This window comes from Bacillus sp. SJ-10, assembly GCF_002843505.1.
Classification (GTDB): Bacteria; Bacillota; Bacilli; order Bacillales; family Bacillaceae; genus Bacillus; species Bacillus velezensis.
Genome location: NZ_CP025258.1, coordinates 3,588,655 through 3,601,128, shown reverse-complemented (window position 1 = coordinate 3,601,128; position 12,474 = coordinate 3,588,655). Strand labels below are relative to the sequence as shown.

15 protein-coding genes are annotated in these 12,474 nt (G+C 50.0%); 7 read left to right on the top strand and 8 right to left on the bottom strand.

The features are described from left to right. Positions 1–31: 31 nt before the first annotated feature. The 3 genes from sbcD to CXL14_RS17750 are packed head-to-tail and all read left to right on the top strand — an operon-like array spanning position 32 to position 4,902. A complete protein-coding gene (gene sbcD, locus CXL14_RS17760; protein ID WP_014417369.1) occupies positions 32–1,204 on the top strand; it encodes an exonuclease subunit SbcD in 1,173 nt (390 codons plus the stop codon). Next, positions 1,201–4,593, top strand: a complete 3,393-nt coding sequence (gene sbcC, locus CXL14_RS17755; RefSeq protein WP_014417370.1) for an exonuclease subunit SbcC — start codon at positions 1,201–1,203, stop codon at positions 4,591–4,593. Before sbcD ends, sbcC begins: the two co-directional genes overlap by 4 nt. Before the next feature lie 15 nt (positions 4,594–4,608). Continuing rightward, a complete protein-coding gene (locus tag CXL14_RS17750) occupies positions 4,609–4,902 on the top strand; it encodes a hypothetical protein (RefSeq protein ID WP_014417371.1) in 294 nt (97 codons plus the stop codon). Positions 4,903–4,945: 43 nt separating this feature from the next. Here the strand turns inward: CXL14_RS17750 and CXL14_RS17745 are convergent, their stop codons facing one another. The 7 genes from CXL14_RS17745 to CXL14_RS17715 all read right to left on the bottom strand — a co-directional run bounded on the left by CXL14_RS17745 (position 4,946) and on the right by CXL14_RS17715 (position 7,300). After that, positions 4,946–5,164, bottom strand: a complete 219-nt coding sequence (locus CXL14_RS17745; RefSeq protein ID WP_003155143.1) for a spore germination protein — start codon at positions 5,162–5,164, stop codon at positions 4,946–4,948. A gap of 39 nt (positions 5,165–5,203) precedes the next feature. Beyond that, entirely contained in the window at positions 5,204–5,599 is a 396-nt protein-coding gene (locus tag CXL14_RS17740; RefSeq protein WP_014417372.1) for a spore germination protein GerPE, read from the bottom strand. Further along, the gene (locus tag CXL14_RS17735; protein ID WP_003155141.1) at positions 5,599–5,775 is read right to left on the bottom strand and encodes a hypothetical protein; all 177 of its coding nucleotides are present in this window, start codon (positions 5,773–5,775) and stop codon (positions 5,599–5,601) included. The genes CXL14_RS17740 and CXL14_RS17735 overlap by 1 nt, the downstream gene beginning before the upstream one ends. Next, positions 5,772–6,389: a spore germination protein GerPC gene (locus CXL14_RS17730; RefSeq protein ID WP_014417373.1), complete on the bottom strand. Its 618-nt coding sequence runs from the start codon at positions 6,387–6,389 to the stop codon at positions 5,772–5,774. The genes CXL14_RS17735 and CXL14_RS17730 overlap by 4 nt, the downstream gene beginning before the upstream one ends. A 35-nt stretch (positions 6,390–6,424) precedes the next feature. Next, positions 6,425–6,661, bottom strand: coding sequence for a spore germination protein GerPB (locus tag CXL14_RS17725; RefSeq protein WP_007409164.1), 237 nt, complete (start codon positions 6,659–6,661; stop codon positions 6,425–6,427). Positions 6,662–6,673: 12 nt separating this feature from the next. Continuing rightward, positions 6,674–6,895: a spore germination protein gene (locus CXL14_RS17720; RefSeq protein ID WP_003155135.1), complete on the bottom strand. Its 222-nt coding sequence runs from the start codon at positions 6,893–6,895 to the stop codon at positions 6,674–6,676. A gap of 189 nt (positions 6,896–7,084) precedes the next feature. Further along, positions 7,085–7,300 carry an aspartyl-phosphate phosphatase Spo0E family protein gene (locus tag CXL14_RS17715; RefSeq protein ID WP_014417374.1) on the bottom strand — a complete coding sequence of 72 codons (216 nt, stop codon included), beginning with the start codon at positions 7,298–7,300 and terminating at the stop codon, positions 7,085–7,087. Positions 7,301–7,517: 217 nt separating this feature from the next. On the opposite strand from CXL14_RS17715, the gene CXL14_RS17710 reads away from it, so the two are divergent. Next, on the top strand, positions 7,518–8,423 hold the full coding sequence (locus CXL14_RS17710) for a fumarylacetoacetate hydrolase family protein (protein ID WP_014417375.1): 906 nt from the start codon (positions 7,518–7,520) through the stop codon (positions 8,421–8,423). A 93-nt stretch (positions 8,424–8,516) separates the two neighbouring features. Then, positions 8,517–8,873 carry a YisL family protein gene (locus CXL14_RS17705; RefSeq protein WP_014417376.1) on the top strand — a complete coding sequence of 119 codons (357 nt, stop codon included), beginning with the start codon at positions 8,517–8,519 and terminating at the stop codon, positions 8,871–8,873. Between the two features lie 199 nt (positions 8,874–9,072). Here CXL14_RS17705 and CXL14_RS17700 read toward each other — a convergent pair whose 3' ends face one another. Further along, positions 9,073–9,615 carry a DUF2777 family protein gene (locus CXL14_RS17700; protein ID WP_014417377.1) on the bottom strand — a complete coding sequence of 181 codons (543 nt, stop codon included), beginning with the start codon at positions 9,613–9,615 and terminating at the stop codon, positions 9,073–9,075. Positions 9,616–9,790: 175 nt separating this feature from the next. Here CXL14_RS17700 and asnB point away from each other — a divergent pair, with 175 nt between their 5' ends. Next, positions 9,791–11,632: an asparagine synthase (glutamine-hydrolyzing) gene (asnB, locus tag CXL14_RS17695; RefSeq protein ID WP_014417378.1), complete on the top strand. Its 1,842-nt coding sequence runs from the start codon at positions 9,791–9,793 to the stop codon at positions 11,630–11,632. An 84-nt stretch (positions 11,633–11,716) separates the two neighbouring features. Next, complete coding sequence (locus CXL14_RS17690; protein ID WP_014417379.1) at positions 11,717–12,457, top strand: squalene/phytoene synthase family protein; 741 nt, start codon at positions 11,717–11,719, stop codon at positions 12,455–12,457. The last annotated feature ends 17 nt before the right edge of the window (positions 12,458–12,474 follow it).

Sequence of the window (12,474 nt, the reverse complement as noted above, 5' to 3'; positions counted from 1 at the left end):
TTTTTCTATCAAAAAGTGAGGTGAATGCGGTATGCGCATTTTACATACAGCTGACTGGCACCTCGGCAAAACGCTGGAAGGCAGAAGCCGGCTGAGCGAGCAGGCCGAGGTATTGGAAGAGCTGAATACCATTGTCAAGGAAGAAAATATTGATGCGGTCATTATGGCGGGGGATGTATTTGATACGGTCAACCCGCCTGCGCTCGCTGAACAATTGTATTACGAAAGTCTTTCCGCGCTTTCTGACGGCGGAAAACGACCGGTCGTCGTCATTGCCGGAAACCATGACAATCCCGACAGGCTGGCGGCGGCTTCTCCGTTAACAAATGAGCGCGGCATTCATTTAATCGGCTATCCGCGGACAGAACCCGTGCATATTGAGGTGCCGTCGGCGGACGAGCTGTTAGCCGTAGCCGCGCTGGCATATCCGTCAGAGGCGAGATTAAACGAAGTGCTTTCTGATACGTTTGAGGAAAAGCTTCTTCGCGATCATTACGATGTCAAAATCAGAGAGGCGTTTGCTCACATGTGCGGACTGTGCCGGGACGATGCCGTGAAAATCGCGGCGAGCCACATTTATGTCGCGGGGGGAAATCAGACCGATTCAGAGCGTCCGATTGAAGTCGGGGGCGCTTACACAGTTGCCGCTGACAGCCTGCCGGCTGGTGCGGCTTACGTGGCTCTCGGCCATCTCCACCGTCCGCAAACGATCAAGCGCGCCAAGACGGCTGCCCGTTATTCAGGCTCTCCGCTGGCATACAGCTTTTCAGAAGCCGGTTATGCCAAATCGGTGACGGTGGTAGAAGCGAAGCCCGGCGGAGAAGCGAAGTGGGAAGAGATTTTTCTGTCTTCCGGTAAACCGCTCGTCAAATGGAAAGCGCAGGGGCTGAGCGAGGTTCACGGCTGGCTTGATGAAGGGCGTGACCGGAATGCCTGGATCGACCTTGATATCCATTTGACGGATCAGCTTTCTCTCGAGGAAATTCATCGGCTGAGAAAGGCGCATCCCGGCTTTATCCATATCAGGCCGGTTTTTGAAGAAAAAGAGACCGGCAATGACCGGATTGAAGTGAAACACACATCAATTGAGGATCGATTTAAGAAGTTTTATGAAAAACAAACGGGCGGCGGCGTGCCGGATGAGGAGATGGTCAAGCTGTTTTTAGAGCTTGCGTCAGCAGATGATGAGGAGGATGCGACATGAAGCCGATTCTGTTAACGATAAAAGGGCTCCACAGCTTCAGGGAGGAACAGACCATTGATTTTGCCGGACTGTCAGGAGCCGGGGTGTTCGGGATTTTCGGGCCGACCGGAAGCGGAAAATCGTCGATCCTTGATGCCATGACACTCGCTTTATACGGAAAAGTGGAGCGCGCCGCAAATAATACGCACGGCATCCTGAATCATGCCGAAGATCAGCTCGCCGTCTCATTTACATTCGCGCTTCAATCCGGCCACCGGGTTTCCTACAAGGTCGAGCGCGTTTTTAAGAGAACGGATGAAACGAAAGTAAAAACCGCCCTCTGCCGCCTGATTGAAATCAAAGACGAACAAACGGTGCTGGCCGATAAAGCGAATGAAGTGAACAAAAAGGTAGAGGAGCTTCTTGGCCTGACCATTGACGACTTTACAAGAGCCGTCGTGCTGCCGCAAGGAAAGTTTGCCGAGTTTCTGTCGCTTAAAGGCGCGGAAAGAAGACATATGCTCCAGCGCCTGTTTAATCTGGAACAGTACGGGGACAGGCTTGTCAAAAAATTGCGGAGGCGGGCGCAGGAAGCGGCAGCGAAAAAAAATGAAATGCTGGCCGAACAATCCGGCCTCGGAGACGCAGGAGAAGATGCGCTGAAGCAGGCTGAACAGCAGTTTCACGAAGCGAACGAACGGCTTGAAGAAGCGGAGAAGAAACGGGTCCGGGCAAAAGAGCGTTTTGAAAGTCACCAGGAAATTTGGAACCTGCAGACAGAAAGAGATGAATATGAGCGCCGGGAGAAAAAGCTTGAGGAAAGACGCCCGTACATCACGGATTTGACTGAGCGTCTTAAAGAGGCGGAAACCGCTCTCGCCCTTGAGCCGTACGCAGACCGTTACACAGAAGCCGTCCGCCGGAAGCAGCGCGCCGAACAGGAGCACGAACTGGCCAAACGGAAATCAGAGGCGGAAACCGTTTCATTTACCCGGCAAAATGAAGCCTATGAAGCATGGCGGGCCCATAAGGCCGAACAGGAGCCGAAGCTTGTCAAGGAAGAAGAGCTGTATCAAAGACTTTCAGCCATAGAACAAAAACTGCTTGAAGCGAAAAAAGAAGCGGAAAAAACAAATGCGGAACACAGCAAAAAAGAGGAAGAATACGAAGCCGCCTCGAAACAGCTGGCCGGAGTGAAAGACCGCCTGACCCGCGGTAAAAACAGGCAGAATGAGCTGAAAGAAGAGCTGAAAGCAGTTCAAGTGACCGCCAATGAACGGAAAAAATGCCAGACCGCAGCACAGCTGGCGGCGGGCTTTCAGCAGACACAGGAACAAATCACGAAAGAACGGGCCAATCTGACAACGCAGCTGAAAAACATGGAGAAGCTGAACGGAGAAAGCGAGTCGCTCACAGCGAAAGCGAAAATCGAAGAGGAAGACATTACGCACGCTTATCAAACGCTTCAAACCGTTTACCATATGGTCTGTGAAACGGAGCGTTCACTGAAAGCCGCAGCCGAACGGGCTGACAAAACGCAAGCCGATCTCCGCAGGCGCTCAGAGGAAGCGAGAACGGCTGCATTAACAAAAGAATTATCGGAAAAACTAATCGAAGGAAAGCCTTGTCCTGTATGCGGCTCGACGCAGCATGACCGCCCGCGTTCCGCTCATGAAACATTCTCGCCTGATACGGTTGTACAGGAACAGTTGCAGCAGGTTGAAGCGCTGCTTTCTGAGGCGGCGGCTCTTTCTCAGGAAGTGCTGACAGCCAAGGTTGCATTAGAAGAGCAGTCGGGGCGTTTTACCGAAGAATGTCCGTTTCTGCAAAGCGCCCGGGTTCCGGAGCTGGAAGCCGCTTCTTCCATCAGCGGACGCCCGCTTGATGAAGCGTTCAGCGCCGTCCGCTTGGAATGGAAACAAATGAAACAGGATATGCTGTCGGTAAAAGAGAAGGTCACAAGACTGATCAGCGCGCATCAGCAGACGGTGAAACAAGCTGAGCAGCTTGCCGAACGAATCCGCTACGAGGAAAAAGAAGCCGACCGTCTCAGACATTCATTAGAAGAGCTTGAATCGCTGTCAGAAAGCCGATTGAATCAGTACAACGAAGTCTGCGGTGATATTCCGCCAAACCGGATTGACGCCTGGCAGGCTTCGATAGATGAGAAGGACAGGCAGGCAGAAGAATGTGAGAAGCGCATTGAAACAAGCATCGCATTCCTCAAGGAACATGAAGAGGAGAAAGAACGCCTGCAGGAGATGAAGCATCGGCTTGAACGGGAACGGCTCGAGCTTCACTATGCGTCTGAGCGCCTGCAGCAGGTGATTGACGGATATGAACAAGAGCTCGGAACAGCAGCTGAAGAAACATCAATTTCCGCAAAGCTTGAAGCGGTGCGGCAGGAATTACAGCTGTTAAAATCGAAAGAGCAGTCCCTATTCGATGCGCTGAAGCAGGCGCAGCAATCACTGAATGACGCAAAAGGCCGGGAATCCGGGAGTCTCATGTCACTCAGGGATGCTGAGACCTCCCTTGAGAAAGCGCAAAACGACTGGCGCTTGAGGTCAAAAGACACCGGATTTACCGAGCCGGACCAAGTCAAAAAAAGTCTGCTTCCGCAAGGGCGTGCAGAGGAAATGAAAAAAGAAATTGATGAGTTCCTGGACACCTCAAAACAGCTATCGGCAAATATCAGCCGTGTTACTGATAAATTAGCCGACCGCCGGATATCAGAGGAAGAATGGACAGTATCCGTTTCTCTGCTGAAGCAGGCAGAGGCTGAGTCAGGCGCCGCCATGGAGGAAAAAGGAGCACAGGCAAAAGCCTTCGCGGTTATGCAAAAACAGCATAAGCGCTTTAAAGAGATTGAAGCCGAACTGAAAAGCTGGCAGACACAGATTGACAGGCTTGATAAGCTCCAGTCTGTATGTAAAGGCAATACATTCGTCGAATTTTTAGCGGAAGAACAGCTGGAAAGCGTGGCTCGGGACGCCTCTGCCCGTCTCGGAGCGCTGACAAGGCAGCGGTATGGCATATTAGTCGATTCAGAAGGCGGTTTCGTCATGCGTGATGACGCGAATGGAGGCGTCAAACGGCCCGTATCAAGCCTTTCCGGCGGGGAGACGTTTCTGACATCGCTGTCGCTTGCGCTTGCCTTGTCCGCCCAGATTCAGCTGCGGGGGCAATACCCGCTGCAATTCTTTTTCTTAGATGAAGGATTCGGGACTCTTGACCAAGGGCTCTTAGACACCGTTGTCACAGCGCTCGAAAAGCTGCAATCGGACAACTTATCCGTCGGAGTGATCAGCCATGTGCAGGAGCTGAGAGCGCGTCTGCCGAAAAAATTAATCGTTCATCCGTCCGAACCGGGCGGGAAAGGCACCCGGGTCACATTGGAGATCATGTAGAAAGGAGAAGGAATTATGGCCGATTCTGCCGAGGGCACATGTGAATTATGCGGCCGCCATCATGTGCGGCTGACGGAGCACCACTTAACGCCTAAGGAAGAAGGCGGGACATTCCTTCCGACCGCAATGCTCTGCATCCCTTGTCATAAACAGGTTCACGCGCTCTATACGAATCCGGAGCTTGCGGCAAGGCTCGCGGGAATAGAAGAGCTGCGGCGTGACCCGAAACTCGCGCGGTTTGTGAAATGGATCAGAAAACAGCCGCCAAAAAAGCTTGTAAAAACAAAAAAAGCAAATGAACGAACATAACGCTGAACCAAAAGCAGCCCTCTTCTGAAAGAGCGGCTGCTTTTTAGGCGTTTCCGACCACATTTTGATCGCTGACATCGGGGTCTATATAGTTTGTCGCATTGACAACGTTGTTTAATAACAGGAAATCTCCGGTATTGCCTGCTCCCGAACCGAGCGCAGATTTAGAAGAGCTTTTTGGAGAAAGGTAAAAGGAATCACCAAAGTTTACGACTCCGCCCGATATGGAATTGATAGCTATAGGTCCGGTAATTGCTGGCATAAACGACACCCTTTATAGAAGTCTCACCGTCATTATATGTCAGGGCTGCTGTGATTGTGAGCTTGATGTGAAGATCTGCCTAATATGTTTCAGCCGCGAATCTCCCAGAACGATCGACGTCGATCCGATTTGAACCACGGACGCTGACGATACCCCTTGAACTTTCACATTCCTTACCCGAATTGAAGGGTTTTCATGGCAGAATGCGCTTTGGACTCCCGTTTCCGGTAACGGCATGACGGCCGGCTGCCGAAAGATCTGGTATTCTTTTTTGTTAAATGAGCCTTCATCATCTCTGTATACAGCAAGACTACGCTGATCGGCCAATACTTTGACCCGCATATTGATTTCATTCGTATCGCCTGCTTGAAAGACACTCGCAATCCCGACTGAATTGATTTTGGCGTTCCGGAGGCGTGAAATGCGCTTTAACATTATTCCGGCGCCAGCGGCACATAAGGCCCGATAATAAGAGATTCCGGAGGCGTGTCAAAGATGGAAGACAGATAGACGGAATCGGTGTCGCCGATTAATAATAAGGAAGAACTGGATACACCAGTAGACCGGATGTCGCCGACTTCAATATTCCGGTTAATCACTGTAAAAATCATGACGGATCATCACCTTTCATTTCACCAGGTATGTGCTTAATAAAGTGCTCGACGGCCCTGACAATATCACGCTTCACATGTTCGGCAATCTGCTCGGCATATTGCGCGGGCGCCGTATTTTCTTCTTTCGGGACATGGGACAGATAATACTGAATCCGGCTGTCCATCTGCTTTCTGATATCTTCAATAATATGATATTTGTTCGCTTCGTCCAGCCTGCTCTCATACTGAGTTTCGAGCTTCTCTAAAAGCGCGGGGATTTCTTCATTCAGGTACATATCGACGTTTTGACGGATTTGCTGCATTTGCTGGCCCGCCTGTTCCTGCTGCATCATTCCGACCTGCGGAGATGTCTGGCCGACTTCGAAGTTTTGCACGGCATTCGGATCAGTCGGATTCAATCCGATATTCAGCGTTCCTTCCAGCCGTTCAATTTTCAGCTGATCAAATTTATACTCGAGCCGATCGATTCTTGTAGAAGGCTGCTGCTTCAGCGTTGAAATTTCATTTTGGAATTCTTTCAGCTGCCGTTCGAGCTCCTGAATCTGCTGCGCCTGCTGCTGGACGAAAGAATTTAAATTCTGCAGGTAGGATGAAACGGATTGATCATACATGACATTCACCTCGCGTCTCGTTTCCTTCATTAAAACTACCGGCTTGGCGGCTGGAGCGGTACAAATGATGAGGTGCCGGGACCTCCCCCTGTTGTTACAGTCTGCTGCCCCGCGGTAACAGGCGGCGCCGGCTCAACATAACTCCCTGTATTGTACAGATTGGAAAGAGATTTAATTGAACCGGCGCTTCCGATTTGCAGTATGGAGGAATTACTGACAGATTCTACACGCATGTAATTGATATGGATCGACTGATTGACGTAAAAATTCATACGGCGCCTCCTTTATGCGTTTCCTGCCATCGGCTGATCGATTACATCATTATCGTACACATTCGTTGAATTTCTGTAATTCGTCAGTGTGAGATTGTCTCCGGTATTGAAACTGCCCGCTCCGGCAAATGTCTTAACCTCTGCTTTTGGAGAAATGGTGATGCAGTCGCCTATATGAACGACTCCGCTCGTACCGACGGCATTAATTTTAAACGCTCCGACAATTGCGGGCATACGAGCACATCCTTTTCGTGAAGATTTTCATGACTGCACTCCAGGAGCTTATCTGGGCTGCCTGCCTAAAATAGCTTATGACAAATGCACATTTTTGTGAGCGGAAAAAACTTTAGACGTAAAAACACCGGCGCTATACGCATGCCGGGCCTTATACATAAATGATACAGATTTATATACACATCACGTTTATGAGAAAGCCTCTTTTTTTCCTGCGGTGCGTCCGTGCTCAATCTGTACGGACGGGTTCAGCCCGCTGTCTTTCGTTTGTTGGATGAGCCCGCCCCGGCACCCGTTTAAAAGGCTGTCCAGCTCTTGGCTGCACCTGATGGTCTCCGTCGCATTGATTCCGAATTTTTGCGCTGTCTCGAATAAAGTTAATCTTTTTTCTTCAATTTTGTTCATCGTGTGATCTCCAATTCTCGATTATTTTGGAAAACATAGGATGATAATAGTATAACCCATTTTGTCCAAGAAGGTTTTATTTCGTCAATATGACTAAAAAAGTGACAATTTTTGATACTCTTTTACACTTATTTTCAGCCTGTTTAAAAGAGGAATTTCCCGCCCGGAGGAAGAATACATAAAGGAATGCCAGATTTAAAAATGATGGGGGATTAACATGAAATTTGCGACAGGGGAACTGAACAGCCGAAAATTTGTCGGTCTGATCATTGATGATGACAAAATCTTAGATCTGCAAAAGGCTGAAAAAAAATTGTTTGAACTTGAGACGATTCCGGGTTCGCTGATCGAGTGCATTCAAAAAGGAGATAAGTTTGTCGCGCATGCCGGACAGCTTGCGGAATGGGCGAAAAAACCGAATGACGAGTCGGGTTCATTTATGTATGCGCTGTCTGACGTAAAGCTTTGCGCGCCTATTCCGAGACCTTCAAAGAACGTGATCTGCATCGGGAAAAATTATCGTGATCATGCCGTTGAAATGGGGAGTGAGGCTGATATACCGGAGCATCCCATGGTTTTTACGAAAGCCCCCGCTGCCGTTACAGGACACGGAGAAACAGTGAACAGCCACTTGGACGTAACGGAGCAGCTTGATTATGAAGGGGAGCTTGCGGTAATCATATCAAAAAGCGGATCGCACATCTCCAAAGAACATGCGCTTGATCATATATTCGGCTATACCATTGTAAATGATATAACAGCGCGCGATCTGCAGAAAAAACATAAACAGTTTTTTATCGGCAAAAGCCTGGATACGACATGCCCGATGGGCCCGGTCATTGTACATAAGTCGGCCGTCAGTGATCCGCAAAGCCTGAAAGTTGAAACGCGGGTGAACGGAGAACTGCGCCAATCAGGATCAACGGGGGACATGATTTTTCCGATAGCTGAATTAATCGAGACGCTGTCAAAAGGGATGACGCTTGAAGCCGGTGACATTATAGCGACGGGGACGCCGTCCGGTGTCGGAAAAGGGTTTAAGCCGCCGAAATTTTTAAAGCCGGGGGACCGCATTGACATTACAATTGAACCGATCGGCACGCTGTCGAACCAAATCGGATAATTGTGTGTCTTTCGCACGATTGATAATGCTCCGAGCGGCTTGTTGTGGTACCATAAGTGAGGCAGATTGATCTGATAGGGGGAATTGAACATAATGACACATTGGCATATTACTTCATGGGTCGTTGCGCTTATCCTGGTGTTTGTCAGCTACGGGCTGTACGGTGCCGGAAAAGCGAGGGGCGCAAAAATTACGCATATGATTCTGCGCTTATTCTACATTATTATTATTCTGACCGGAGCTGAGCTTTTTGTCCGTTTTGCGAATTGGAACGGAGAATACGCCGGAAAAATGCTGCTCGGCATCATTACCATCGGACTGATGGAAATGCTCGTCATTCGCAAGAAAAAAGGCAAATCAACCGGCGGACTGTGGATCGGTTTTATTATCGTGCTCGTCCTGACAGTGCTGCTCGGCCTTCACTTGCCGATCGGCTTTCACGTATTTTAATCAGTCGCTTGAAAAACCCGGATGCATCCGGGTTTTTTTAGTTGCGCATACATTTTGCGCAACTGTGCCAGCGTCAATCACTCTCGTTACCGCAAAAGCTACGGCTGTAAAGGGTAAAAGCAAACGCCGGGCGTCAATCAGCGCGAAAAACAAAGCTAAATCCATCAGGCGGCACCTATTTAAAAGTGCTGCCTGTTTGTTACGCGGTGCCGTCTTGTTTTGCCGCTGAATACATAATGGAGCGCCGCCCGTCAGATGCCGTCCATTCAAATCTGTCGTGTTTACCCGAGCTGCCGCGGTGATGCTGCAGGGCGCATTGAGCGTCATCCGCCGAGAAGTGATAAAACGAAACGCCTTCACCGGAAAACAGCGCCTGATTGTAGGAAAATACGCAATCATATACAGACAGGCCGAACCCGTGAAGATGGCTGAGAAACAGCAGAAACGTTTCATCGTCCAGCGAATCGAGCAAGGTTAACAGCGGCCGTTTGACCGCCTTTTCATAACGGATTTCTTCCCCGCCGAGCAGGGGGATGGTGTCAGCGCCGATTTCGGCCGCACCGCCGCAAATCCGTGCCGGCTGCCATCTGCCGCCGCGTTTCATCAATACGTCTGCGTTTCCTAGACTGTCTGCAAGCAGGATATCGCCTTCATCGTTTTCGACGAGGCAGATGCCGTCCTCTATCATCAGGGTGCCGCGCCCCCATTTGTTTTTTTCTGAGAAAAGCTGTTTTCGTTTCATAACCGTGCCGGTCTCCTTTGTTTGTTTCTTCTCTTCCGTTCTTTCCAAATCGGGCTTGTCTCATACAACTCTTAGTGGGACAAATCAACTATCTGCGTTTCTTTGCATAAACTGGGTAAAGTGCTGATAGAAACGAATTTGATACCGACAGAAACGGGATTGGAGCTGATATCACATGTGTGGAATTGCGGGTTGGGTCGATTTTCAAAAGCAGCTCGTCCAAGAGAAACATATTATGAACAATATGATAGACACTCTTTCAAAACGAGGGCCTGATGATTCAAACGTCTGGGGAGAGCCCCATGTTTTATTCGGACATAAAAGACTTTCGGTCGTTGACATTGAAGGCGGCCGCCAGCCGATGGCCTGCACGCATCAAGAGGAGACGTACACCATCATTTATAATGGCGAGCTGTATAACACGGAGGAACTGCGGAAGGAGCTTCAGGCGAGGGGCCACCGTTTTGAGAGGACCTCTGATACAGAAGTGCTGCTGCACAGCTATATTGAGTGGCGGGAGGAGTGCGTGAACCGCTTGAACGGTATTTTCGCTTTTGCCATCTGGGATGAAAAGCGCGAGCGGCTGTTCGGGGCAAGAGACCGGCTCGGCGTCAAACCGTTTTTTTATAAAGAACACGGCTCTTCCTTTCTGTTTGGGTCGGAATTGAAAGCCATCCTTGCTCATCCTGATGTGAAAGCCCGCACAGACAGCGGCGGACTTGCGGAAGTATTCGGACTCGGGCCGTCCAGAACTCCGGGCTGCGGGGTGTTTAAAGGAATTCACGAGGTGCGTCCCGCTCATGCGTTCACTTTCTCAAAGGACGGTTTGTCCATATGGCGTTATTGGAATGTAAAGAGCGAAAAGCATACAGACAGCTTCGATGAAACCGCGGCTCACATTCGGTACTTATTTCAGGATGCAGTGACACGCCAGCTCGTATCTGACGTGCCGGTTTGCACGTTTTTATCAGGGGGGCTTGATTCGAGCGCGATAACCGCGATAGCCGCCGCTCATTTTGAGAAACAAGGCAGAGATCCCCTTCATACTTATTCAATTGATTATGAGGAGAACAGCAAATTTTTTAAAGCGAGCGCCTTTCAGCCGAATGATGACGGCCCGTGGATCGATAAAATGACAAATGCATACGGCACACAGCATCATAAGTGCGTGATTACGCAGGATCAGCTGGTTGAACATCTGGAGGAATCCGTTCTCGTCAGAGACCTGCCGGGCATGGCTGATGTGGATTCCTCGCTACTATGGTTCTGCAGGGAAATTAAAAAAGATTTTGTCGTGAGCCTTTCCGGAGAATGTGCGGACGAAATTTTCGGCGGATATCCGTGGTTTCACACCGCAGCAGAAGAAGACGGATTTCCTTGGATGAGGTCGACTGAGGAGAGAATCACGCTCTTGGATGAAAAGTGGCAAAAACGGCTGAATCTTAGAGAATACGTGAATGCGAGATATGAAGAAACCATTGCGGAAACGCCGCTGTTAGACGGTGAGACGGGAACAGATAAAGCGAGACGGCAGCTGTTCTACTTAAATATGCTTTGGTTTATGACAAATCTGCTCGACCGCAAAGACCGCATGAGCATGGGCGCAAGTCTTGAAGTACGGGTGCCGTTCGCCGACCACAGACTTGTGGAATACGTTTGGAATATTCCTTGGGAAATGAAAATGCATGGCAGCCGGGAAAAAGGCATCTTGCGGAAAGCGCTTGAAGGACTGCTTCCTGAAGATATTTTGTACCGCAAAAAAAGCCCTTATCCGAAAACGCATCACCCGAAATACACGCAGGGGGTCACAGAATGGCTGAAAACGATTTTACAACAGAAAGATTCCGTGCTTCACACCCTGCTTGACAGAAAGAAGCTGGAAATGCTGCTGGAGACAGAAGGTTCATCTTTTCAGGTTCCGTGGTTCGGCCAGCTGATGAAAGGCCCGCAGCTGATCGCCCATCTTGCCCAGATCCATACATGGTTTGAGGCGTACCGTATCGATATAGAAGAATAACAGTGCCGCGACCGGTTTCCGCTGAAGGATATCGGTCTTTTTATTGTGAAACATATGGTACACTAAAAACAGAGGAGTGATACCATGACCGAATACGAAACATGCGCCCAGCTTGCCGAGGCGCACTTTCCTTTATATAAACGGACTTTCTCATCCCTGCCGCCAAAAAACAGGCGGGCCGCATGGGCGGTGCTTGCTTTGTTTCACGAAGCTGACCGGCTTGATGTGCAGGAACTTGGGGGATTTGAACAGGCGGCACAAGACTTTCTGAACGGGGCACGCGCCGACGGCTTTTTGTGGGAAGCGCTCGCCGATGTGCGGCAGCAATTTGCGCTTGAAGAAGAGCCGTTACGTGAGTTTATCGCCGGCCAAATCTCTGACAGAGAAAAAGTAACGTATCAAGAGTTTGATGACCTGCTGATGTACGCGGGCCAAACAGGCGGAGCCCTCGGCCTGCTTCTGCTGCCGGTTTGCGCGCGCCGGAACCAAGAGAAACTCCGCCATGCAGCCGTTTCATTAGGAGCAGCCATTCAGCTGACCCGGGTGCTTCTGGGGGTCCATACGGATGAGCGGGCGAAAAAGCGTCTCCCGCGCCAGGTGATGAAGCAATTCGGCTATACGGAAGAAGAGCTGGAGAGCCATACCGTCAACAAAGCTTTTATGAATGTATGGGAGTACATCGCATTCGAGGCCGAGGCGTATTTCGAGGAGGCGTCTGAAGAGCTGGAGCTGTTTCCGTTATACTCAAGGCCCGCCGTTACCGGTTTGCTGGCACATTACCGGTCAGAGCTCGGTGACATGAGACAACGGCTTTCGCAAGCATAAAAAAACGCCCGGCTTCA

Coding starts and splice junctions, on each gene's coding strand:
- sbcD (WP_014417369.1), top strand. CDS start 32: ATGCGCATTTTACATACAGCTGACTGGCACCTCGGCAAAACGCTGGAA.
- sbcC (WP_014417370.1), top strand. CDS start 1,201: ATGAAGCCGATTCTGTTAACGATAAAAGGGCTCCACAGCTTCAGGGAG.
- CXL14_RS17750 (WP_014417371.1), top strand. CDS start 4,609: ATGGCCGATTCTGCCGAGGGCACATGTGAATTATGCGGCCGCCATCAT.
- CXL14_RS17745 (WP_003155143.1), bottom strand. CDS start 5,164: ATGCCAGCAATTACCGGACCTATAGCTATCAATTCCATATCGGGCGGA.
- CXL14_RS17740 (WP_014417372.1), bottom strand. CDS start 5,599: ATGTTAAAGCGCATTTCACGCCTCCGGAACGCCAAAATCAATTCAGTC.
- CXL14_RS17735 (WP_003155141.1), bottom strand. CDS start 5,775: ATGATTTTTACAGTGATTAACCGGAATATTGAAGTCGGCGACATCCGG.
- CXL14_RS17730 (WP_014417373.1), bottom strand. CDS start 6,389: ATGTATGATCAATCCGTTTCATCCTACCTGCAGAATTTAAATTCTTTC.
- CXL14_RS17725 (WP_007409164.1), bottom strand. CDS start 6,661: ATGAATTTTTACGTCAATCAGTCGATCCATATCAATTACATGCGTGTA.
- CXL14_RS17720 (WP_003155135.1), bottom strand. CDS start 6,895: ATGCCCGCAATTGTCGGAGCGTTTAAAATTAATGCCGTCGGTACGAGC.
- CXL14_RS17715 (WP_014417374.1), bottom strand. CDS start 7,300: ATGAACAAAATTGAAGAAAAAAGATTAACTTTATTCGAGACAGCGCAA.
- CXL14_RS17710 (WP_014417375.1), top strand. CDS start 7,518: ATGAAATTTGCGACAGGGGAACTGAACAGCCGAAAATTTGTCGGTCTG.
- CXL14_RS17705 (WP_014417376.1), top strand. CDS start 8,517: ATGACACATTGGCATATTACTTCATGGGTCGTTGCGCTTATCCTGGTG.
- CXL14_RS17700 (WP_014417377.1), bottom strand. CDS start 9,615: ATGAAACGAAAACAGCTTTTCTCAGAAAAAAACAAATGGGGGCGCGGC.
- asnB (WP_014417378.1), top strand. CDS start 9,791: ATGTGTGGAATTGCGGGTTGGGTCGATTTTCAAAAGCAGCTCGTCCAA.
- CXL14_RS17690 (WP_014417379.1), top strand. CDS start 11,717: ATGACCGAATACGAAACATGCGCCCAGCTTGCCGAGGCGCACTTTCCT.